18 protein-coding genes are annotated in these 23063 nt (G+C 71.5%); 9 read left to right on the forward strand and 9 right to left on the reverse strand.

All coding sequences use genetic code 11. The features are described 5' to 3' along the window. The first annotated feature begins 49 nt into the window (after positions 1-49). Together BFF76_RS13835 and BFF76_RS13840 are read left to right on the forward strand one after the other, a co-directional pair. Entirely contained in the window at positions 50-241 is a 192-nt protein-coding gene (locus tag BFF76_RS13835) for a DUF6381 family protein (protein WP_065848335.1), read from the forward strand. Between the two features lie 175 nt (positions 242-416). Next, positions 417-806 carry a DUF2267 domain-containing protein gene (locus BFF76_RS13840; protein WP_031090094.1) on the forward strand — a complete coding sequence of 130 codons (390 nt, stop codon included), beginning with the start codon at positions 417-419 and terminating at the stop codon, positions 804-806. A 3-nt stretch (positions 807-809) separates the two neighbouring features. Here BFF76_RS13840 and BFF76_RS13845 read toward each other — a convergent pair whose 3' ends face one another. Then, positions 810-1817 (reverse strand): MsnO8 family LLM class oxidoreductase, encoded by a 1008-nt coding sequence (locus BFF76_RS13845; protein ID WP_065848304.1) that lies wholly within the window; start codon positions 1815-1817, stop codon positions 810-812. Between the two features lie 49 nt (positions 1818-1866). Continuing rightward, entirely contained in the window at positions 1867-2253 is a 387-nt protein-coding gene (locus BFF76_RS13850) for an ArsR/SmtB family transcription factor (protein ID WP_065848336.1), read from the reverse strand. Between the two features lie 97 nt (positions 2254-2350). Here BFF76_RS13850 and BFF76_RS13855 point away from each other — a divergent pair, with 97 nt between their 5' ends. Further along, positions 2351-4378 (forward strand): heavy metal translocating P-type ATPase, encoded by a 2028-nt coding sequence (locus BFF76_RS13855; RefSeq protein ID WP_065848305.1) that lies wholly within the window; start codon positions 2351-2353, stop codon positions 4376-4378. Between the two features lie 156 nt (positions 4379-4534). Here BFF76_RS13855 and BFF76_RS13860 read toward each other — a convergent pair whose 3' ends face one another. The 6 genes from BFF76_RS13860 to BFF76_RS13885 form a co-directional block, all read right to left on the reverse strand. After that, on the reverse strand, positions 4535-5533 hold the full coding sequence (locus BFF76_RS13860; protein ID WP_065848306.1) for an alpha/beta hydrolase: 999 nt from the start codon (positions 5531-5533) through the stop codon (positions 4535-4537). A gap of 120 nt (positions 5534-5653) precedes the next feature. Further along, a complete protein-coding gene (locus BFF76_RS13865; protein ID WP_065848307.1) occupies positions 5654-6544 on the reverse strand; it encodes an endo alpha-1,4 polygalactosaminidase in 891 nt (296 codons plus the stop codon). 741 nt (positions 6545-7285) lie between these two features. Next, positions 7286-8047, reverse strand: a complete 762-nt coding sequence (locus BFF76_RS13870; RefSeq protein ID WP_065848308.1) for an IclR family transcriptional regulator — start codon at positions 8045-8047, stop codon at positions 7286-7288. Positions 8048-8296: 249 nt separating this feature from the next. Continuing rightward, on the reverse strand, positions 8297-8959 hold the full coding sequence (locus tag BFF76_RS13875; protein WP_065848309.1) for a lysophospholipid acyltransferase family protein: 663 nt from the start codon (positions 8957-8959) through the stop codon (positions 8297-8299). A gap of 211 nt (positions 8960-9170) precedes the next feature. Next, positions 9171-10871, reverse strand: a complete 1701-nt coding sequence (locus BFF76_RS13880) for an ABC transporter ATP-binding protein (protein WP_065848310.1) — start codon at positions 10869-10871, stop codon at positions 9171-9173. 168 nt (positions 10872-11039) lie between these two features. Beyond that, positions 11040-12869 carry an ABC transporter ATP-binding protein gene (locus BFF76_RS13885; protein WP_065848311.1) on the reverse strand — a complete coding sequence of 610 codons (1830 nt, stop codon included), beginning with the start codon at positions 12867-12869 and terminating at the stop codon, positions 11040-11042. A gap of 352 nt (positions 12870-13221) precedes the next feature. Between BFF76_RS13885 and BFF76_RS13890 the strand changes: the two genes are divergently transcribed. The 6 genes from BFF76_RS13890 to BFF76_RS13915 all read left to right on the forward strand — a co-directional run bounded on the left by BFF76_RS13890 (position 13222) and on the right by BFF76_RS13915 (position 21479). Further along, positions 13222-14169 (forward strand): methionyl-tRNA formyltransferase, encoded by a 948-nt coding sequence (locus tag BFF76_RS13890; protein ID WP_065848312.1) that lies wholly within the window; start codon positions 13222-13224, stop codon positions 14167-14169. A 156-nt stretch (positions 14170-14325) separates the two neighbouring features. Beyond that, a complete protein-coding gene (locus BFF76_RS13895) occupies positions 14326-15225 on the forward strand; it encodes an ABC transporter ATP-binding protein (protein ID WP_065848313.1) in 900 nt (299 codons plus the stop codon). Beyond that, on the forward strand, positions 15222-16202 hold the full coding sequence (locus BFF76_RS13900) for an ABC transporter substrate-binding protein (protein ID WP_065848314.1): 981 nt from the start codon (positions 15222-15224) through the stop codon (positions 16200-16202). The genes BFF76_RS13895 and BFF76_RS13900 overlap by 4 nt, the downstream gene beginning before the upstream one ends. 6 nt (positions 16203-16208) lie before the next feature. Continuing rightward, on the forward strand, positions 16209-18275 hold the full coding sequence (locus tag BFF76_RS13905; RefSeq protein WP_065848315.1) for an iron ABC transporter permease: 2067 nt from the start codon (positions 16209-16211) through the stop codon (positions 18273-18275). Positions 18276-18476: 201 nt separating this feature from the next. After that, complete coding sequence (locus BFF76_RS13910) at positions 18477-19943, forward strand: glycosyltransferase (RefSeq protein WP_065848316.1); 1467 nt, start codon at positions 18477-18479, stop codon at positions 19941-19943. Between the two features lie 6 nt (positions 19944-19949). Then, positions 19950-21479, forward strand: coding sequence for a DUF6056 family protein (locus BFF76_RS13915; protein ID WP_065848317.1), 1530 nt, complete (start codon positions 19950-19952; stop codon positions 21477-21479). A 209-nt stretch (positions 21480-21688) separates the two neighbouring features. Here the strand turns inward: BFF76_RS13915 and BFF76_RS13920 are convergent, their stop codons facing one another. After that, entirely contained in the window at positions 21689-22804 is a 1116-nt protein-coding gene (locus BFF76_RS13920; RefSeq protein ID WP_065848318.1) for an AI-2E family transporter, read from the reverse strand. Positions 22805-23063: the final 259 nt, after the last annotated feature.

Below are 23063 nucleotides of genomic sequence, written 5' to 3' on the forward strand. Positions count from 1 at the left end.
TGCCTGGTTCGGTGGAGGGGTCCGCTCCGCCCAGTGCCAGGGAGTGATCATGAGCGAGTCAGAAGACGTCAGGGGCCGTCTCCAGCAGATGCGCGGCCGGGCCAAGGAACTGGAGAAGGCCGCCGAGAAGGCCACCGACCCTGCGGAACGCCGGCGCCTCCAGGACGAAGCACACCGGCTCGAATCGCAGAGCGTGCAGGTCAGCGGCATGGCGAGCGGGGACATCTACCCCATGGAGTGACCGGCGGCGTGGGCTCGGGAGGCTTGGGGCCGGGTCCCCGCTTGCCCTCTCCTCGGCCGAGTGTTAAATCGGAAGTGGGGTGACATGCGGTGGATACGCGGAGGGCTGGGCACGGGCTTCCCCTCCCCCGCCCCGCTCTCCGCTCCCGCTCCGCGAAAGGGACCCGGTGACGTACATGAAGTGGCAGGCGTTCCTGGAGGCCGTGCAGGAACGCGGCGCCTATCCATCGGCCCTTGATGCGGAGCGCGCGTCGCGCGTGGTGCTGGCGCTGCTCGGAGCGCATCTGGTCGGCGAGGAGCGGAACGAGCTGGCCGCGCGGCTCCCCGAGACGTTCGCACTCATTCTCCTGAACCCGCTGCAGGCCGCCGAACCGCTCAGCTCGGAGCGGTTCGTACGCGCGGTGTCCGCCTGGATCGAGGGCGCGAGCGAGGAGACGGCGGCCTGGGACACCAGTGCGGTGCTCAGTGTGGTGGCCGACGCCTCGGGCGAGGACCTGCTCCAGCGCCTCCTGCTGCAACTACCCCCGGGATACGACCTCTTGTTCGGACACCCCGGCAGCGGCTGACACTCAGCCCATACCTGCGATGCCCGCGAGCCGGCGCATCGAGTCCACCAGCGCCTCACGGTCGTACGTGCTCGTGGTGACCAGCACCTCGTCCGCACCGGTCACCCGGACGACTGTCTCCAGTCCGGCCGCCACCGCGTCCTCGGTCCCCGCAAGATGCCCGCGCAGCCCGTCCTCGAACAGCCCGCACTCCTTCTCCGTCATGGCCAGCGCTTCGATCCGCTCGGCCGGAGCCAGCGGAGGGAACGTGCCGTGGGTGCGCGCGTACGCCATGGACCAGGCTTCGGGAACCAGCAGTCGCCGCGCCTCCTCGTCGGTGGCGGCGACCGCCACGGTCCCGGCCACGACCACGTAGGGCTTCCGGGCCCACACGGAGGGCCGGAATCCACCGCGGTACGCCTCCACCGCCCGGATCAGCTTGTCGCGGCCGCGGAGATCGCCCACGACGAGCGGCAGGCCGGCCCCGGCGGCGATGGCGGCACCCTGGCCGGTCGCCAGGACGTACGGAGGGATGCGCAGACCCTCGGCCGGACGGGCGTGGACCTGGGGGTGGGCTTGCTGAGTGCCGTCCAGCCACCCGAGGAGCTCGGCGAGCTGCCCGGCGAAGGCGTCGGCGTCCCCCTTGTCCCGGCCGAGGGCCCTGCGGATCCCGTCGGTGAAGCCGACCGATCGCCCCAGCCCCATGTCGATCCGGCCCGGGAAGAGGGAGGCGAGTACCCCGAACTGCTCGGCCACGACGAGGGGCTGATGGTTCGGGAGCATCACCCCGCCGGTCCCGACTCTGATGGTGGACGTCGCGGCCGCGACGGCGGCGGCCAGCACCGTCGGCGCCGAGCCGGCCACGCCGGGAACGCCGTGGTGCTCGGACACCCAGAAGCGGTGGTAGCCAAGAGCCTCGGCCGTGCCCGCCAGCGTGACGGTGTCGCGCAACGCCTCGGCGGCGTCGTGACCCTCGCGGGTGCGGGAACGGTCGAGGAAGGAGAAGCGGGTCGATGCGATGGAGGAGCTCACACAGGGTGCAACACCGCGGGCGCGACGGGATTCCCGCGCCGCCCGGCACTCAGCGCCCCGGCGCCGCCGCGGCGATCTCGGCGGGCGTGTCACGGAGTCCGAGACGTAGGTGCTCGACGTGGTAGAGAGCCTGGTCGAGGAGTTCGGCGACGTGATGGTCGTACAGGGCGTACACGATGGAGCGGCCTCGACGCTCACCCGTGACCAGCCCGAGGTTCCTCAGCAGACGCAGCTGGTGGGAGCAGGCCGAGGGCTCCATCTCCACCGCCTCGGCAAGATCACCGACCGCGCAGGGGCCCTCCTGGAGACGGGCCAGAATCCGCAGGCGGGAGGGCGTGGCCAGGGCCTGGAGGGTCGAGGCGACGCCCGCTGCCCCCACGGCGTCCAGGCGCTCGCGGGTGGTGGCGGTGCTCTGCTGGTCGCGTCCGTGGCCCATGAAGCCCATTCTACGGATGACACATGAAGACCTGTTCATATATTCCTGTACGGTGGGGGCGTCGTCGTTCCCACCACCCGTGAGGGGTCGTTCCGTCATGCCCGCCGATGTCCTCCCGCGCCCCTCGCACAGCGTGTCCGCCGAGCCGGGCGGCGTCCCCCGGCGCCGGACACGCGTCCTCGCGCTGGCCGAGGCCCGCTGGGCGGGCGCGGCTCTGGCGCTGTTCCTGCTCGCGCTCCCGCTGGAGCTGGCCGGCGCCCCGGCCTGGGCGTGGGGCCCGCTGTACGCACTCGTCTACGCCGCCGGAGGCTGGGAGCCTGCCCTGTCGGGCCTGCGGGAGCTCCGGGAGAAGGTCCTGGACGTGGACCTGCTGATGATCGTGGCGGCGCTCGGCGCGGCATCCATCGGGCAGGTGATGGACGGGGCGCTGCTGATCGTCATCTTCGCGACCTCCGGCGCACTGGAGGCGCTGGCCACCGCGCGCACCCAGGACGCTGTCCGCGGACTCCTCGACCTCGCTCCGGCCACCGCCTCCCGCGTCACCGCGGGCGGTGGCGAGGAGAGCGTCGCCACCGGGGACCTCGTGGTCGGCGACGTCATCCGCATCCGGCCCGGTGAGCGCGTCGGCGCCGACGGCCGGGTCCTCGGCGGTGCGAGCGAGGTCGACCAGGCCACGATCACCGGCGAGCCGCTCCCCGCGCCCAAGGAGCCCGGGGACGAGGTCTTCGCCGGGACGCTGAACGGTACGGGCACGCTGAAGGTCGCCGTCGAGCGGGACGCCTCCGAATCGGTGATCGCCCGCATCGTCGCCATGACCGAGGAGGCATCCCGGACCAAGGCCCCCACCCAGTTGTTCATCGAGAAGGTCGAGCAGCGCTATTCGCTCGGCATGGTGGCCGCGACCCTCGCCGTCTTCCTCGTCCCCCTCGCCTTCGGCGACGACATGACCGGCAGCCTGTTGCGGGCCATGACGTTCATGATCGTGGCCTCCCCCTGCGCTGTGGTCCTGGCGACCATGCCGCCCCTGCTGTCCGCGATGGCCAATGCGGGACGCCACGGCGTCCTGGTCAAGTCCGCCGTCGTCATGGAACGCCTCGGGCAGGCCGACGCGGTGGCGCTGGACAAGACAGGCACCCTCACGGAGGGAACCCCGCACGTCACCGGCGTCCATCCCCTTCCCGGAGCAGCGCTGACCGGCGACGCGCTGCTGGCGCTGGCCGCCGCCGCAGAGGACCCCAGCGAGCATCCGCTGGCCCGCGCCGTCGTGAGTGCCGCCCGGGAGCGAGGGCTGCCCCTGCTCCCGGCCTCGGAGTTCACCTCGGCCCCGGGTACAGGTGTCACCGCCACCGTCGGCGGTCACCGCGTCGCTGTCGGCTCCCCCGCCCGGCTCCTGCGTGACACCGGCTCACCCGCGGCGTCCCGGGCCGCCGCCTCGGCCGCCGCGATGGAGGAGACCGGGTGCACCGCTGTACTCGTCCTGCGCGACGGCCTCCCGGTCGGTGTTCTGGGTATCGCCGACCGCATCCGGTGCGACGCGGCGGCGACCGTCGCCTCGCTGGCCGTGCTGACCGGCGGCACCCCGATGCTGCTGACCGGCGACAACCCCCGCGCCGCCGCCCGGCTGGCCGCCGAGGCCGGCATCACGGATGTACGGGCCGGGCTCCTCCCCGAGGACAAGGCGGCCGCCGTCCGCGAGCTGGAGCGGGCCGGGCACAGGGTCCTGGTCGTGGGCGACGGAGTCAACGACGCGCCCGCTCTGGCCGCCGCGCACGTCGGGATCGCGATGGGCCGGGCGGGGTCCGATCTCGCCCTGGAAACCGCGGACGCCGTCATCATCCGCGACGAACTCGCCACCGTGCCCGCGGTCATCGCCCTCTCCCGGGCGACCCGCCGACTGGTCGTGCAGAACCTGGTGATCGCCGGCGTCTTCATCTCCGTCCTGGTCGCCTGGGACCTCATCGGTCACCTGCCGCTCCCGCTGGGAGTGCTGGGGCACGAGGGCTCCACCGTCATCGTGGGCCTCAACGGCCTCCGGCTCCTGCGCGAAACGGCCTGGAGCCGCGCGGCCGGTCAGAGCAGATCCGGAGCGCCCGCGGCAGCGCGGCAGGCCGCCACCGTCGACTGACCCGGCGTCACCGGGCGCGGAACCACCTGCCCTGCGGCGGTAGGCGACCGCGGCCACTCCGCGTGACCGGGCCTCGGCGTGGGCGGACTGTTCCGAGCCCGGCACACGTCACTCGGCACTGGGCACTGGGCACTCGGCACTTCGGCCGAGCGGGCGTCAACGGCGCAGTGCCGCCGTCAGCATCGGCAGAGCGTGGCGCAGTTCCCTGTGACCGTAGGTGCCGGTGTGCCCACCTGGATAGATATGGGTGGTTACGGGTGCGCCCAGAGACGCGAGACGGCCGCTGAGCATCCGCGTCTCCTCACCGCACACGGCCTCGGTGACGGATACGACGCCGTCGTCGGCGAGCGCGACCCATTTCTCGGTGCCGGGGATGTGGGGATCGGGCTCGTCGCCGTCGAGCGGACCGGGCATGCCGTCACCGGACGCCAGGTAGACGGGTGTGTGACGTAGCCCCCGGGCGTGGTGGTAGGGATCCCAGTCGAGCCAGGTCTTCCACTGCTTCCAGGGGTCACCGAAGATCGCGTAGCCGTCCACACCGACGAACTTCGCACCGGAGAGCCACATCTCCGGGTGCCGGACCGGGTGCACGGGTGCCCCGAAGGCGGCGACGGCGCCGAACAGTCCCGTGACACGGGCGGCGAGCCCCAGGGCACCGAATCCGCCCTGGGACTCGCCGGCTGCCGCCCTGTTGGGCCCGGCGCCGTACTCCCGTTCCACCAGGGGCACGACTTCACGGAGGAAGTACGTACGCACCTGGGGGGAGCCCCCTTCGCCGTGGTTCCACCAGTCGGTCCAGAAACCGAACAGCGGCATGCCCGGCATCACCACGAGGACATCGCGCAGCTCCCGCAGGTCCTGTACGGCGAAAAGGCTGGTCCAGGTCGTGTGGTCGCCGTCCCCGCCCGCGAACAAATAGAGCGTGGGCCAGCGGTCGCCGGGGCTGCGCCGTTCCCAGCCGCGTGGTGTCAGCAGCGCCACGGTGCTCCGGCCGCCGAGAGCCCGGGAGTCGACAGTCAGTTCGACCAGCCGGTCGTCCAAGCGGCGTTCGGCGAGTACCTTGCCGGTGGCACGGCCCGGATCGGCGGCGCCGAGGAGGGATCCGGCACCCAGCAGTGCCCCAGTCGTGAGAACGGTGCGGCGTGTGTGTGACATATCCGAGTGATCGGCCGCCGGCCCCTGCGTCTTTAGCGCGTCCGCACGTCGACGGCCGACTGGATCACTTCCTCGTTGATGGCCGGCGTGGTGCGAGGGCGGCAGAACAGCCTCTCGGTCTCAGCAGGTCCGGAACACGTAGCCCTTCTCGCCCGCGGGGAGCACATCGAGGTCTCGCTGCACGAGGGAGATCCTGTCGCCCCAGGCGGAACAGCTCTCGTCGAAGCCCACCTCACCCTCGCCCTCGTATTCGATCGCGAAGACACGGTCGTCGTAGGCGTCGGCGTACGCGCCGCACTCGTCGAACTGGGCGCACTCCTCCGTCACAGCGAAGTCGAAGCCGATCTCGGTATGCCGATCGAGAAGGTCGGTGGTGTTCTTCTGCCCGATCGCCAGGCCCTCACTGTGCGCACGCGCGGCCAACACGGTCGCGAACGCGGCGTTGTGCTCCTGCGTCAGCTTGCCCTTCGACCGTTCGAAGGAGTCGAGGTTGTCCGGTTCCACCGCCTGGAAGCCGTTCTCCGCGCAGCCGTCGATCCACTCCCCTACGATCTCCGCGAGTTGGGTGCGCCGGGCGGCCGTCGAGGTGTCCAGGAGGGCTTCGTCCCAGCCCTCGTCGATGATCAGTTCCCCGTCGCCGTCGCGCAGCAGGAGGTCCGGGTGGGTGTCCTGCCACCAGTCCAGTGCGCCGGGCTGGGTCTGGAAGGCGTTGACATAGCAGACGTTGTACTGGCCGGGTGCCGGCTCGTCCTCGCGGTCGCGGGACACCGCTCGCACCCCGTCGGGCGGCGTGTAGCCGCCACCGATCTGATAGTCGAACTTCATGCCGGCCGTCGGCAGGAGGACGTCGGCGGTCTCGGTCCGCTGCGGGAGCCCGGCGGTGCCTGAAGCCCCGCCCGCGGCGGAACAGCCCGCCAGCACGCCCGCCCCGAGGGCGGAGGCAAGGCCCACCGCCACGCCGGCGACCACGCGCCTGCGGCGGAAGAACAGGGAAAGGGCACGGCCGGTCACTCGGGTCTCCAGGTGTCAGGGATCCGGAAGCAGGATCCGCGCCCATCCTCCTTCACCGCCCCGGAGGCCGGTCCCCCCGGGGCGGCAGGTCAGCGAACGCGGTGCCGGCCCACCAAGGTCTTGCACCCCAGGAGCTGCAGGCGATTCCACCGGAGGCATCGATTCCTGAGCGTGATCACGATGTCACAAGCAGAAAGTTTCGCTGTCCTTGCGAAGCGATGAGTTCGCGAACCTGGCACGGTCTCTACCAGTAAGGAACGAATCAGGCGGCCCACCGCGAGGGCGACGGGACATCGCCACCAGGAGGACAGCACAGTGACAGGACGTCCGGGCAGGGTGACCTGCGATCTCTCGATCTCCGTCGACGGGTACCCGGCCGGTCCCCACCACACCGAGCAGCGCCTCCCTTCAGGACTGCCGCCCTCCCTGACGGTTACTCCGAGCCACTCGGGGGTGGGGTCCTCGACGAGCCCGCCGCCCGCTCCTTCTCGGCCTCGGCCACCCCGGCGAGAAGCCCTGCCCGGCCGATGGCGCCGGTGCGCGTCGGGATGGGCGTAGCCCGTACGCCCCGTAGCCGCCGGGAGGCAGAGCGTCGATCGCGTCGGCGAACACAGCGACTTCGACCGTGTGGACGGGATGGGGCAGCAGCGTCGGCACGCGGTCCGGATGGTCGCCCGTCCGGAAGGAGGAGAGAGACATGCACATCGTGAGTGGGTCCGCTTTCAGGTGAGGTGGGGCAGGTCAGGAGGACGGGGGCGGCAGCAGCCCGGCGGCCCTCCGCAGCGCCACGGCGTGCCGGGCCAGCTCGGGTTCGCCGCCCCGGTCAGCCGGCATGGACGCCATCAGGGCGAGCCGGTCACGCCAGCTGCGTCCCGCGAGCGGCACGGCGACGGCGTTCATTCCCCGCACCGATTCGCCGGCACTGTCGGCGCGACCCACGGTGCGGATATCCGCGAGTTCGGAGAGCAGTGCGGTACGGGAGATCTGGGTGCGGCCGGTGACCTCGGGCAGCCGCTCCTGCGGGTAGAGGGCGCAGACCTGATCGGTGGTCAGCTGGGCGAGCAGGATCTTGCCCGCCGAGGTGGCGTGCGCGGGGTGGGCGCGGCCGGTCTCAAGAACGGCTCGCACGGGGTGCCGCGACTCCCTGCCGTCCGTGATGATCACCTGGTCGCCGATGAGGGCGGCGGTGCTGACCGTCTCTCCGGTCGTCGCGGCCGCCGCGTCCAGCACCACCTGGAGGCGCGCCCCGATCCCGGGGCCGTAGCCGGCCGGGCGGCCCAGCGCGACCAGTTCGGGTCCTGCGGAGTAGCCCCGGCCCGAGGTGTCGCGGGTCGCGAACCCGCGGGACTCGAGGGTGCTGAGCACACGGTGCGCGGTGGAGCGGGCCACGTCCAGCTCCCGGGCGGCGTCGGTGACCGTCAGGGTGTCATGGGTGAGGAAGAGGCGCATGAGCCGCAGACCGGTGTCCAACGACTCGATGATGTAGCTCCTGGGGTCGGCCACGGGGTCCTCCCGGTCGTGTCGCGGGGCCGCGTTCGTCGTGCGGCACGGCCCCCATGATCGCTGGCCGGCCGGACGACGGAGTAACCGCGGTCGACGAACCGTTCGGTGCCACCGCGAAGTCGGCGGGTCCCCACGCGCGATCCGCGGCCGGGCTGCTGCCCGGCCGGAACGACCCGCAGAAGTGACGCGAAGCCGCCCTGCCCGCGGTGGTCCGAGACGTACCGGCCGACGGCGGTTCTCCGCCGCTCCTCACGCTGCGAGGGTGATGGGTTCGCCGAGGCGTTCGGCGGCCTCCCTCCACGCGGCGGTCACCGCCGCTCGGGCATGGCCGGTGCGGTTCGGCAGGTCGCCGGTCAGCATGACCGGCGCCCCCACGTGGACATGGAGGCCGGGCCTTCGCAGCGGGGCCGTGCCCAGGCCCGCGAGTTGCTTGGCCCAGTTGCCCGACGTGATGCGGCGGGAGCCGGCCTGTCCGAGGGGTATGACGGGAGCTCCGGTCCGGTGGACGAGTCGGGCCAGTCCGCTGCGGAAGGCTTCCGGGGCAGCTTCTCCCGCGTCCCTGCGGAGCGGGATGCCGCCCTCGCCGTAGATCAGGACGAGGCGCCCCCGGGCCAGGGCTTCGGCGGCGCCGTCGAGGGCGTCACCCGCGCGTGCGTCGTGCCGGTGAACGGGGATGTGTCCCTCACGGGCGAGCGCACGTCCGAGGAGAGGGATGCGCCAGAGACCCGCAGCGGCCAGTACGGCCGGCTCGACGCCGAGGCTGCGCAGGGCCGCGAGGACCACGGCCGGGTCGGCCAGGGAGCTGTGGTTGGCGGCGATGACGCTCCCCTCCGCGAAGTCGGCGCCGCTGTCGGTGGTGACCGTCAGCCGGCCGACAGCGGGTACCAGGGCGTGGGCGAGGCGACTGAGCATGAGCGGGTACTCCCGGACTCGGAAAGTGGTGACCCCCATCGTGGTCGGGAAGAGCGCCGCGGGCCTGAGTGCCCGTACTCAGCCGGCTGACCCGCCGGCGTACCCAGCCCCGTCGGGAGCTGTGGGGCGGCGCAGGCGTCTGCTGCCCGGCAAGGCGGCCGGGCGCCGTGAAAAACCGGGTGGGACCCCTGCTGCCCGAGCTGCCGTCGCTTCACCGAGCCACTGCCCGGCAGTAGGCCTCGTCGGTGGCGAGGAGGGTGCGGTGGGTGCCCTCGGCGGTGATGACGCCGTCGTCGAGGACGAGCACCCGGTCGGCGGCGTCGAGGACGGCCGGGCTGCTGGTGAGCACTACGGTGGTGCGGCCCCGGCGCATCTTCGCGATACCGCGGGCGATGAGCTGCTCGGTGGCCGCGTCGACGGCAGTCGTCGGGTCGTGGAGCACCAGCACGTCGGTGTCGGCGGCGAGGGCGCGGGCCAGGGACAGCCGTTGACGCTGTCCCCCGGAGAGGTTCGCGCCGCGGTCGCGGACGCTGTGGTCGAGTCCTTCACGGTGGAGCGCCACGACGTCGGTCAGCATGGACGCCTCTACGGCCTCGGCGACCGTCCGGCTGGTGCCGGACGGGTCGATGTTCGTACGGAGGGTGCCCGCGAAGATCTCCGCGTCGTACGGGTTCACCAGCGTGTGCTCGCGTACCGCCTCGATCGCCAGGTCCGTGATCTCCTGCCCTCCGACCCGTACCGCGCCCTCGTAGGCGTGGGGCGGGATGTTCACGGCCAGGATCGACGCGAGGTCGGCCGCCGCGCGAGGCCGGTAGGCGACGATCGCCACGAACTCGCCGGCGGCCACCTGGAACTTCAGCTCGCTCAGGGAGCCGTAGCGTACGCGGTCGACCTCCAGACCCCCGCCCTCGGCCGGGCGATCCCGTCCCGGGGCCGTCACCGGCGGCGCGGACAGGACCAGCGCCATCCTCTCGGCCGAGGCGCGCGCCGTCATCACGTACTTCGGCATCTCGGAGAACAGTTTGAGCGGTTCCATGACGAACTGCGCCAGTCCCACGGCCATGACGAGTTCCCCGATGGTGATCCGGCGCTCGAAGGCCAGCCAGCCCGCCGTCAGGGTCACGGCGGCGGCGAGCACCGCGTTGAGGGCCAGCGCGGTACCCGCGTACGCGCCGTTCGCCCTGGCGACGGTGATCGCCTGGTGCCTGGCATCCGTACTGACCTTGCGGTAGGACGTGAACGCGGCGTGGTTGCCGCCGAAGCCGTGCAGCGGGCGCAGGCCCGTGATCAGGTCGGCGACCTTCGCGCCGGCCCGTGCCACGCGGGCCTGCTGTTCCTGGGTGCCGGTGCCGATCCGCTTCGACATCACGCTCAGGACCGACAGGATCGCGACGGTTCCCACGATGACCAGCAGGCCGAGGCGGAGGTCGGCCAGTCCCAGCGCGACAGCCGCGACCAGCACCGCGACCAGCGAGCTGATCAGCAGCGGTACCACCTCGATGATGTCGGCGGTCTGGTCGGCGTCCTCGGTGGCGATGGTGAGCACCTCACCGGACTTCAGATCGACGTCCCTGGCCACCGGTTGGAGTCCGCAGGCCGCCACCCGCACCCTCCAGCGGTGCGCCTCGGTCGTGTTGGCCTCCTGCAGGACGCGCATCCCGAACCTCCACGACAGGGAGACGGTCGTGATGATCACGGCGAGCGCACCGATGGACAGGCCGAGCGAGCCGAGGCTCCGCTCCTGCAGTGAGTGCTCGACGATCAGGCCGAGCGCGATGGGGAAGGCGGTCTCGCCGGCCTGGTACAGGCCCATCAGAGCGGTGCCCCGGGCCATGGCGCCGACGTTGCGGCGCAGTGCGGTCCGGAGGATGCCGGTCCCCCGACGGGGCCGCTGCGGATCAGGAGTCGTCATCGAGGTCGCCGGCCATCGCTTCCGGGGTTGGCGGGGTGAGCGTGACGCGGATCGTGATCACAGGACGGCGTCCGAAGGGTCACCGTCCGCCCGCGCAGGTCGTCGGGGCCGGTGCGGGACAGCAGGGCGGAGCGAGCACCGCGATCCGTCATCGGGAACACATCGTCCTCACAGCGTAGGGAGGCCGGGCCGGCCCGAGTTCAGCGCTGCTTCACTGCCCTCGCGCCAGGCCCGCCACAGCCGCGCGTACCGTCCGTCCAGAGCCACCAGTTCCTCGTGGGTCCCCTCCTCCACCACGCGTCCCGCGTCCAGCACGACGATCCGGTCCGCCGCCCTCGCCTGGGTCAGCCGGTGCGCGACGAACAGCGTGGTCCGGCCCGAGCACGCGGCCCGCACGGCCCTCTCAAGCTCGGCGGCACCCTCGCTGCCCGCCTCCGCGGTCGACTCGTCGAGCACCACCACCGGTGCCCGGTTCAGCACCAGCCGGGCCAGGGCGATCTGGGCGACCCTGGTGACGTCGAGGCGCTCGCCGCCCTCGCCGACGACGGTGTCCAGCCCGTCGGGGAGCGCGTCCGCCCAGTGACCGGCGCCGACGGTCCGCAGTGCGTCCGCCAGTTCGGCATCGGTCGCCAGCGGCGCGGCCAGCCGCAGATCGTCCGCGAGAGGCCCGGAGAACACGTGCGTCTCCTGCGTCAGGATGCTCACCAGAGCCCGCGCGCCCGCTTCGTCGAGGCCGTTGAGGTCCACCGGCCCGACGCGCACCGAACCGGCCTGCGGAGTACCGATGCCCGCGATCAGCGCGGCCAGGGTCGACTTCCCCGCGCCCGACGCCCCCACCAGGGCGAGCGAACCGCCGGCCGGGATCGTCAGGCTGACGTCCCGGAGGACCGGCTCCTCGGAACCGGGATAGCTGAAGGTCAGTCGCTCCACTGTCACCGGGTACTCGGTGGCGGCCGCGGCCGCCACGGAGGCGTCGCCCACCAGCCTGTCCTCTCCGGCCTCTCCCAGCACCCCGACCAACCGGGTGAGGCTCGCGCCCGACTTCTGTGCCTCGTCGAAGGTGAACATGATGGCCCCCAGCGGGGTGAACAGCCGGTGGAACATGAGGGGCGCCGCCGACACCTCTCCCAGGGTCGCGGCGCCGCCCTCCAGCAGGACGTAGCCCACCACGAGGATCAGGACCAGCCCGACGAACTCGGCCCGGTTCTCCCTGCCGACGAAACGGCCGAAGATCCGGAAGACCTCGATGCCGAGATCGCGCACACGCCACGACGTGGCTGTGACCCGCTCACGGAAGTCGCTCTCCAGACGGTACGCCCGGACCGTCTCGATCCCGTTCAGACCGCTGATCAACGCCTGCGCACGTTCGCCCTGGGCTGTCCGCTGCCGCCGGTAGAGCGGGGCCGACTGCGGGAGATACCAGCGCAGGGCCAGAGCGTAGGCGGGCAGCGCGCCGGCGCCCGCCAGGCCGAGCCTCCAGTCGAGTCCGAACATGCCGGCCGTGGCGATGGCCACCAGCACGCCCGCAGTGAAGACCGTGGGGACGGCCGTACGGATGCCCCTGGACAGCACGGCCACGTCGTCGCCGACGCGTGAGAGCACGTCTCCCCTGCCGACCTGCTCGATCCGTGCGCTCGGCATGCCCAGAACCGCCCGGACGGCAGCTTCCCGCAACTGTGCGAGAAGATCCGCCCCCAGCCGCCCGATCAGATACACCGACATCGCGGTGGCCGCGGCGCCGAGCAGCGCGGCGGCTCCCATCAGGGCGCCCGTCGTGACCAGGACCGAGTGCCCGCCGCCCTGGGCCACGCCGTCGACCACCCGGCTGAGCAGGAGCACCGGGAGCACCTGGAACACCGCCCCGGCCACCGTGGTGAGCACGGTGGCCGCCGTGAGCCACGGCGCCTCACGGCACCGCGAGGCGAGCCATCGGGTGGACTCGCCACCCGCCGCCGTGCGCAGGGTGGACGGCGCGACGCGCGTGTCGGCGCCGCTCACTCGGGGTCCGCTTCCGGTCGGCGGCGGGGCAGGCCGGAGAGTGCGTGCAGCCGGCCGTGTGCCGCAGGTGCCGCAGGTGCCGCACCGTCAGGCAGAACCTGCGACATGTCACTCCCATCGCGCGGGGAATCCGCCGAAGGACGCGGGAGACCTTGAGCGGGCGCGCGCCGGCCGAGCGGCACGCTCCTGCAATTGAGGTGAGCCTAAGCTCCTCCCTCCCAGCTGTCGACAGGCGGGGGGCGAACCACCGCGCACGCCCTCCGCCAACACCGTGTTCCCGACGCCCTGTTGCGCACTAAGGTTAGCCTCGCTTTACTGAGTGCTCGTCAATCCCTGCTCCAAGGAGGAACCCATGCGGGTCGTCATGTTCGGGTACCAGACCTGGGGGCACCGCACCCTGCAAGCCCTCCTGGACTCCGAGCATGACGTGGTGCTGGTCGTGACCCACCCCAGGAGCGACCACGCGTACGAGAAGATCTGGAGCGACTCCGTCGCCGACCTGGCCGAAGCGCGGGACGTCCCGGTCCTGATCCGTAACCGCCCCGACGACGAGGAGCTGTTCGAACGCCTCCAGGAAGCCGCCCCGGACATCATCGTGGCCAACAACTGGCGGACCTGGATCCCCCCGCGCATCTTCGGCCTCCCGCGCCACGGCACGCTGAACATCCACGACTCGCTGTTGCCGAAGTACGCCGGCTTCTCCCCGCTGATCTGGGCCCTGATCAACGGCGAGTCCGAAGTGGGCGTCACCGCGCACATGATGAACGACGAACTCGACGCCGGCGACATCGTCCGGCAGGAGGCCGTGCCGGTGGGCCCGACGGACACCGCCACCGACCTGTTCCACAGGACCGTCGACCTCATAGGCCCGGTCACCATCGGCGCTCTCGATCTCATCGCGGCAGGGAAGACGGAGTTCACCCCGCAGGACCGCTCGCACGCGACCTTCTTCCACAAGCGGTCGGCCGAGGACATCCGCATCGACTGGAGCTGGCCCGCCGAGGACCTCGAACGCCTGGTCCGCGCCCAGTCCGAGCCGTATCCCAGCGCGTTCACCTTCCACAAGGGCACGCGCATCGAGGTCCTCGCCGCGGCGGTGTCCCAGGGCCGGTACGGGGGAACGCCCGGCCGGATCTTCTACCGCGAGGGCGACGGGGTGGTCGTCGTCGCGGGATCCGACGCCCGCACCGGACGCAACCGCGGCCTGGCCATCACACGCGTACGCACCGAGGACGGCCGGGAAATGCCCGCAGCGGAGTACTTCACCGCCATGGGCGGCTATCTGACCAGGCGCCCCTGACGCCACGGCCGCCGCCGAACGGCATCCGTGAAACACCGGGAGGAGGAGGGCGCCGGCGCTCGGCGCGGGACCGGCCGGCCGGTGGCTCCGGCGGACCGCACCCGTTACGGGAGGCCGACGTCGACCAAGCTGTAAGGGCAGGCTAACCTAAGGCCCATGAGAGCTGGTGAGAGCACTTCCAGTGCTGTGGCTGCCCCTGTGGCGGCCGGTGTGCCGCGTGCGAGTGGCCATGGACTGACCGCCGACGGGGTGACCGTGGCGTACGGCCGCGTCGACGTCGTACACGCTGCGGCCATCACCCTGCGGCCCGCCGAGGTGACCGTGCTCGTGGGCCCCAACGGCAGCGGGAAGTCGACGCTGCTGCGCACGCTCGCCAGGCTCCAGACCGCGCGCACCGGCTCGCTCACGATCGACGCGGGAACGGACGAGGCCACGGACGGCTTCGCGCTCGGCGCCCGCGAGTTCGCGCGGCGCGTCGCCCTCCTGACCCAGACCCGGTCCACACCGGGCGGACTCACCGTCAGGGACGTCGTCGACTTCGGCCGCTACCCCCACCGGGGCCGCTGGGGCCGGCCCGACCCTCGTGGCACCGCCGCGGTGGACCGGGCGCTCGGCCTCACCGGTGTGGAGGACCTCGCCGGGCGCGGCGTCGATCAGCTCTCGGGCGGACAGCTCCAGCGCGTATGGCTCGCGAGCTGTCTCGCCCAGGAGACAGGGGTACTGCTCCTGGACGAGCCGACCACCTACCTCGATCTCCGCTACCAGGTCGAACTCCTCGACCTGATCCGCGATCTCGCCGACGACCACGGCATCGCTGTGGGAGTCGTCCTCCACGACCTCGACCAGGCCGCAGCCGTCGCCGACCGCGTGGCCCTGCTGCAGGCGGGGCGCATCGTCGCCGACGGCGCGCCCGAGGACGTGTTCACGCCGGAACTTCTGTCGGACGTCTACGGCATTCGCATCGATGTAGGCACCGATCCCTCGACCGGCCGGCTGCGCACCCGCGCGATAGGCCGCCACCACTCCAGATCCGAAAGGCTCAGCACCTCCCCATGAGACGCCACTTCTTCGCCTCGGTCTCCGTCGCCGTCGCCGCACTCTCCCTGGCCGCCTGCGGAACCACGGAACCCTCCCCCGCCGATTCCGCGGCCGCGGACAAGCCTGCGGGAAAGATCACCCTCACCGACGCCAAGGGCACGAAGGTGACTCTCGACGGACCCGCGACGAAGGTCGTCGCCACCGAGTGGAACGTGGTCGAGGACCTTCTGGCGCTCGGAGTCGCACCCGTGGGCGTCGCGGACGTGAAGGGCTACACCGCGTGGAACACCGCGGCCCCGCTCACCGGTGACCCCAAGGACATCGGCACCCGCGGCGAGCCGAGCATCGACGCCGTCGCGGCCCTCGCGCCCGACCTGGTCGTCGCCACCAGCGACCTCTCGCCGGCGGTGGTGAAGCAGCTCCGCAAGGTCGCGCCCGTCATGGAGATCACGTCCGCCGACGCCGCCGACCAGATCGGCACGATGACAAAGGGCCTCGACCTCATCGCGAAGGCCACCGGCAAGGAGACCAAGGCGGACACGCTCAAGAAGAACTTCGAAGCGAGCCTCACCGAGGGCAGGAAGGCGCTCGCGGACGCGGGCCTCGGCGGTGCCCAGATCGCCTCCGCCGACGGCTACGTCGCCTCGAACCAGGTCTCCATCCGCGCCTACACCGGCACTTCCCTCCTCGGGGCCGTCAACGAGAAGCTCGGGCTGAAGAACGCCTGGACCGTGAAGGGCGACGAGAGCTACGGCCTCGCCACCACCGACGTCGAAGGCCTGACCGGCCTCGGCGACGTCCAGTTCACGTACGTGGCGAACGACGCGGACGGTGACGCGTTCACCGGTCCCCTCGCCAAGAACGCGGTGTGGAAGTCGCTTCCCTTCGTGAAGGACGGCAACGTGCACCGGCTGCCCGACGGCGTCTGGATGTTCGGCGGCCCCCTCTCCATGGAGGCGTACACCGACTCCCTCGTCGACGCGCTGACGAAGTAGCGCGCCGTGGCCGTCATCGACAAGACCGCGGTGGGCCGTGACCGCACCGCCGCGGCCACGACGGGCGCGGTCGCCGTGACGGCCACGCTCGTGCTGCTGGTCACGGTCCTCGCCGCCGTCGACATCACCCAGGGCACCGCCGACGTCGGCGCGTCGCAGGTCTGGGACGCGCTCACGGGGAACGCCGAGGCGGGGGACGCCTCCGTCGTCGTGGCTTCCCGGCTGCCGAGGATGGTCGCCGCCGTCCTCGTCGGACTGGCGCTCGGCATGGCAGGGGCCGCCCTCCAGGCGGTCAGCAGGAACGTGCTCGCCTCACCCGACACCCTCGCCGTGAACGCCGGCTCCTACCTGGCGCTCGGGCTGGTGGCCGTCAGCGGCACCGCCCTCCCGCTCCTCGCCTCGTCCGGCGCGGCGTTCGTCGGCGGACTCGCCGCCGCGGCGGTCGTGCTCGGTCTGTCCGGGCTCGGCAAGGGCACCGTGCGTCTCGTCCTCGCGGGCAGCGCCCTCGCTCTGGGGCTGAACGCGGTGACCGACGCACTGCTGCTCCTGTTCCCGGAACAGACCGAGGGACTCTACGCGTGGAACCAGGGAAGCGTCGGACAGAACGGGTTCGACGGTGTCGTTCAGATGGCCCCGGTCATCGCGGCCGGCATCGTCGGGCTGCTGCTCGTCGCCCGACGCGTGGACGCCCTGGCCCTGGGTGACGATGCCGCCCGCGGGTTGGGCGTATCCGTCCGAGGGACACGGATCACCAGTGTCGTGCTCGCCACTTCGCTCTCCGCGGCGGCGGTCACACTGGCAGGCCCCATCGGCTTCGTCGGCCTCTGCGCGCCCGCACTCGTCCGGCCGCTGGCCCGCCGGTTCCGGGGACTCGTCCGCTCGCGGGTGAGCCTGCCCGTGGCAGGACTCGTGGGTGCGGCGCTCGTCCTCCTCTCCGACGTGCTGCTGCGTGCGGTCGTGCCCGCGGACACCGCTGTCGAGGTGCCGACCGGCGTCGTCACCACCGTGGTCGGCGGGGTGTTCCTCGTCGTGATGGCGCTCCGCACCCGTGACACGGCCTCGGCGGACGCGCCGGACCGGCTGCGGATCCCTGGGCGGATGACGTTCCTCGTCACCGTGGTCGTGCTCATCGCCGCCCTCGTGGGCGTGCTTGTCGCTGCCGTACTCCTCGGTGACGCGAAGCTGCTGCTCGGCGACGTCGTGAACTGGGCGCAGGGCAGGGCCGGCCGGGTCGTCACCTTCGTCCTCGACACCCGGGTGCCCCGGGTGGCTGCCGCGCTCCTCGCCGGCGCCGCGCTGGCACTGTCCGGCACCCTGGTTCAGGCCGTGACCCGCAACCCGCTCGCCGAACCGGGCATTCTGGGAGTCTCCGGAGGTGCCGGTCTCGGCGCCGTCCTGCTGGTCACCCTCGCGCAGTCCCCCGGCTCGTGGGAGGTCGCGGGAGCGGCGTTCGGAGGGGCTGCCGTCGCCGCGTCGGTCGTCTTCGGGCTGGCCGCCCGGGGTGGTTTCCGGCAGAACAGGCTGGTCCTGCTCGGGATGGGGGTGTCCTCCGCCGCGGCGGCGCTGATCAGCCTGGTCATCGTACTCAGCGATCCCTTCGACACGACGAAGGCCCTCACCTGGCTGTCCGGGTCCACGTACGGGCGGAACATGCCCGACGTGCTGCCGGTGGCCGTCGTTCTCGCCGTCGGCATCGTCCTGGCGGTGGTACGCAGACGGGAACTGGACCTCGTCGCGCTCGACGAGGACACTCCGAGGCTCCTCGGCCTCGGCCTCCCCAGGGCCCGTCTCGGCTTCCTGGTGATGGCCGTGCTGCTGGCCGCCACGGCCGTGGCGGCCGCGGGCACCATCGGCTTCGTCGGACTGGTCGCCCCGCACGCGGCGCGCGCCCTCGTGGGACGGCGGCACGTACGGGTGGTTCCGGTCTCGCTCCTGCTCGGGGCCCTACTGGTCTGCCTCGCGGATCTGTCCGGGCGCACGGTGATCGCCCCTGCGCAGCTCGGTGCCGGTCTGATGACTGCGGTCATCGGCACGCCGTACTTCTTCTACCTGCTGGTACGCACACGGCGCTGACCCCTGCGGGTGCGGTCTCGGTGGGGCCTCGTCGAACCGGGGCTCCACCGATTTCGCGCGCCGCCTCTGCGCCGTAGGTCCGCCGTTCGTGCGAAAGAGTGCGGCGGCCCGCGCGTTCGGAGCGTAAGCAGAGGCACCGCACCCTTGGATGGGCGGCGGTGGTGAAGCCGAGCGATCCGAGTCGAAGCCCGGAGGTGTCGTGTGACCGGCCCTCACCTGTCGGTCGTCGTGCCCTGCTTCAACGAGGCCGAGGGCATCAGGTCGTTCCACGCGGTCCTGCTCGCCGTCCTCGAAGGCCTCGGAGAGACCTTCGAGATCTGCTACGTGGACGACGGCAGCCTCGACAGCACACGACTGCTTCTCAATTCTTTCGCCGCGCGGGACGAACGGACCCATTACACGGCGTTCAGCCGGAACTTCGGCAAGGAAGCCGCGATGCTCGCCGGTCTCCGCATGTCGCGCGGTGACGCCGTGGTGATCATGGACGCCGACCTCCAGCACCCGCCCGAGCTCATCCCCCGCATGCTCGAACTGCACCGGCACGGCTACGACCAGGTCATCCCGCGTCGCGACCGCAGTGGGGAGGGCGTGGTCCGCAGCACACTCAGCCACGCCTACTACGCGGTCGTCCGCCGCTGCGTGGACGTGGAACTCCTCGACGGGACGGGGGACTTCCGCCTGCTGTCCCGGCGGGCGGTGGAGAGCGTCCTGTCCTTGCCGGAGAGCAACCGCTTCTCGAAGGGGATCTTCTCCTGGATCGGCTTCGACACGGTCAGCTTCCGCTACCGCAACAGCGAACGCGTGGCCGGCCGGTCGAAATGGGGAAGCAGGCGTCTGCTGAACTACGGCATCGACGGGCTCCTGTCCTTCAACAACCGTCCGCTCCGCCTGGCCATCTACGCCGGCTTCTGGGTGTTCCTTTCGGCACTGGTGTACGCGCTGTGGACCGTTGTGACCGTAGTCCTGAACGGTGCCGACACGCCCGGTTACGCCACTCTGCTCACCGCGGTGGTGGCCCTCAGCGGTATCCAGCTGGTCACTCTCGGGGTCATCGGCGAATACGTGGGGCGTATCTATCACGAGGCGAAGCACCGCCCGCCCTACGTGGTGCGGGAGACCGACGAGGACTGTCCGGCGCTGTCGGACCGCCCTCCTCCCCCGGTCGTCGCGGAGCTGGACGATCTTGTCCCCGCGCGGACCCGCACCGGGCGCCAGTTCGGCAGTTTCGTCCTGGTCGGGTGTGTGAACACAGCCGTCTACCTCGGTGTGTACGCGGTTCTGAACCGATGGATTCCCTACCTGGCCGCCCATGTCCTCGGTTACGCGGTCAGCATCGTGTGCTCGTTCCTGCTCAACTCCTACGTCACCTGCCGGACGAAGCCGACGTGGCACGCGTTCCTGCGCTATCCCGTGTCGAGCGTCGTGAATCTCGTGGCATCGGGCGCGCTCCTCCACGGGGCGGTCAGCGGCCTCGGCATGGACAAGAATGTGGCCGCCCTCGTGGCCGGTGCCCTCGTCACCCCGGTCTCGTTCCTGCTGGCCCGGTGGGCCATCATGTCGGGCCGCCGCCCCGCCTCCGCGCCGGCGGGGACGGCCGCCCGGCCGTCGGAACGGGCGGTCGGCGAGCCTGTCTCCGCGCGCCCCCTGCCTTCGTCCGAGGACCGGTGATCGCGGATGTCCGACCACACCCCGGACTCCACGGTCCCGGACCGGCCGGACGCGGTCCCAGTCCGCCAGGACGCCGAGCGTCGGCAGGACGTACACGACCCGCGGAACGTTTCGCGGACCTCGCTCTGGGTGACCGCTCTCTCAGTGCCACCTCTCGTACTGCTGGCCGCCGCGGCCTGGTTCGGCAGGTGGGTCCGGCCAGGGGCCGACGACTGGTGCTTCCTGCCCGTGGTGCGGGACGACGGCATCACCGGCCTCATCGGCCGGTTCTACTTCGCCGACAACGGGCGGGTCACCAACGCGGCACTGGTCGGTGCCTATGCGGAGTTCCAGGTCGCGGGCCACCAGTGGTTCGGCCTGGTCAGCGGTGCGCTGACCCTCGGAGTGCTGTGGGCGGCGACGGCAGCCGCGCTGCGACGCGGGCGGCTCACCGTGCCACGCGGGCTGCCACTGCTGGTGGCGGCCATGGCAACCGCCCTCTTCCTGTTCGCCACCCCCAACACGTACAAGACGTTCTACTGGCCGGCCGCGTCGGTCTCGCACACGATGCCACCGGTTCTCGCCTGCGCCGCGCTGATCCCGTTCCTCGTGGCCCGCTCGCGCCGGGGCAGGGGCGCGGCCCTCGCGCTCGCCCTCCTCGCCGGTCCGGCCATCGGCACACTTTCGGAGGAGACGGCGATCGTCGTGACGGTGCTGCTGGTCACCGTCCTCCTCCTCAGCGGCCGCGTCACCGATACCTCCGTTCGCTTCCTCCGCCTCTGGTGTGCGGCGGGTATCGCCGGTGTCGGGGCCGGGGCACTCGTCCTGATCACCTCGCCCGGCTCGAACACCCGGCGGGAACGGTACGGGGCGGGTACGACGTCCCTGGCCGCGCCGGAGTCCCTCGCCGCCTCACTGCGCGGGTTCACGGAGATCGCTCACAGCGTGGCCACCACCTGGCAGTACGCCGGAGCGGTCGCGGTCGGGGTGCTCCTGGGTCTGCTGTGCCGGCGTCCGGACGGGAGCGCGCCCGTCCTGCCCGCCCGGTGGCCGCTGACGGCCTGTGCCGGAGTGGCCGCGCTCCTCGTGTCCGGCTACCTCTGCACGGTCATCGCATATCCGGTGTTCGAGGACCGGGTGAGTGCTCCCAGCGCGAACCGGCTCCGGAACGACTTCCTCCTGGTGTACGTGGCCCTGCTCGTCGGAGCAGGTGCGCTGCTGGGGGTGGCGGCCCGGTGGCGTGCGCGGCGGACCGGCCCTGTGCAAGCCGTGTGCGCGGTGCTCTGTGTCCTGGTCTGTTTCGGCCCGGCCGTCACGTTGCTCGGCCTCGACGCGAACATGCGCGAGCGGGCCGTGAGATGGGATGCCCAGGACCGGCGGATGCGCGCGGCTGCGGGCGCCGGTGCCAGGGTCCTCCCGTACGAGCGGCTCGTGATCAGCCAGATGCTGGAGCCGTTCAGCCGGCAGGGACGCTCCTACTGGCCCGGAGGGTGCGTCGCCGACTACTACCGGATCGACCGCGTCACCGACGCCGCCCGGCCCCGCGGACGAACGTAGGCCGGGTCCCGTGCCGGATCAGGGGCCGCCGGGGATACGGCACAGTCCTGATCGAGCTCCGCACGGCCCCGTCACCGCCGCGCGGATCGGACACTCACCGCCGAGCCGAGCCGAGCAGCGACATCGGCATCGGCATCGGCATCGGCATCGGCATCGGCATCGGCAGCACCCGCCTCTCCGACTGTCGGCGAACGCATCGGGAGGCGCCGTCAGGACACGGAGCCGCCAACACTCGCCGAAGCGGCGTCTTCCGGCTCTTGCTGCGGCTCGCCGAGCTGCTCGCGCAGATAGTTCCAGACCACCGCGATCATCGCGGCGACGGGTACGGCGAGCAGGCTGCCCACGATGCCGGCCAGACTCCCGCCCAGCGTCACCGCCAGCAGAATCACCGCGGCGTGCAGACCGAGCCCGCGACTCTGGATCATCGGCTGGAACACGTTGCCCTCCAGCTGCTGCACCACGACGATGATGGCCAGGACTATCAATGCGTCGGTCAGTCCGTTGGACACCAGGGCGATGAGAACGGCGACGAAGCCGGCGAACAGCGCCCCCACGATCGGCACGAATGCCGAAACGAAGGTCAGCACCGCCAGCGGCAGCACCAGCGGCACTCCCACGATCCACAGGCCGATGCCGATCAGGACGGCGTCGAGAAAGCCGACGTACGCCTGGGAACGCACGAACTCGCCCAGGGTCTCCCAGCCGCGCGCGGCCACAGCGGGAACATCACCGGCGAGCCGGCCGGGCAGCTGACGTGCGAGCCACGGGAGGAAGCGGGGGCCGTCCTTGAGCATGAAGAACATCAGGAAGACCGCCAGGACGGCGGTGACCACACCGTTGACCACGGTGCTCACCCCGGTGAAGACCGTGGTGACCATGCTGCCGACGCTGTCCTGGATACGGGCGGTCGCGGAGTCGAACGCACCGGTGATCTCGTCGTCGCCGATGTTGAGCGGCGGCCCCGAGGCCCATTCCCGCAGCTGCTGGATGCCTTGGACCACGCCGTCGGCCAGTTCACCCGACTGGGAGGCCACCGGTACCGCGATCAGCGCGACGACACCCGCGGCGACCAGGAGGAAGAGCACCGTCACGAGCGATGCCGCGAGGGCCGGCGGCCATCCGCACCGGCGCAGGAAGCGCGCAGCGGGCCACGTCAGGGTGGTGAGCAGCAGTCCGACTATGAGCGGCCAGACAACCGACCACATGCGCCCCATCAGCCACACCGCTACCGCAGCCATGACAAGGACGAGAAGCAATTCGCCTGAGACACGTGCCGAAGTGCGCAGTGCGGCGCGGGTCTTGATGGAGCTCAACTGTGCAGACATGCGGGTCACCCTATTAGCCGCTGGTGTCCCTCCGGACCACGCCCGCCCGGACACGGTGTGACGGGACGGATCGCTGCGGTCAGAGGGGCCAGTTCCGTCTCCCGTTTCCGCCGCACGACGAGCCGTCCACTGCGGCCACGGATGGTCCGGACCACCTCGGCCACGGTCTCTTCGTCTGTCCGGCGGGGATACGGTCATCGGAATCTTCACTGTGTTGTCGGATTCCGCGAAGGCCGTTCGTCGGATCGTGAAACGCTCG

Source organism: Streptomyces mutomycini (assembly GCF_001700505.1).
Classification (GTDB): Bacteria; Actinomycetota; Actinomycetes; order Streptomycetales; family Streptomycetaceae; genus Streptomyces; species Streptomyces mutomycini.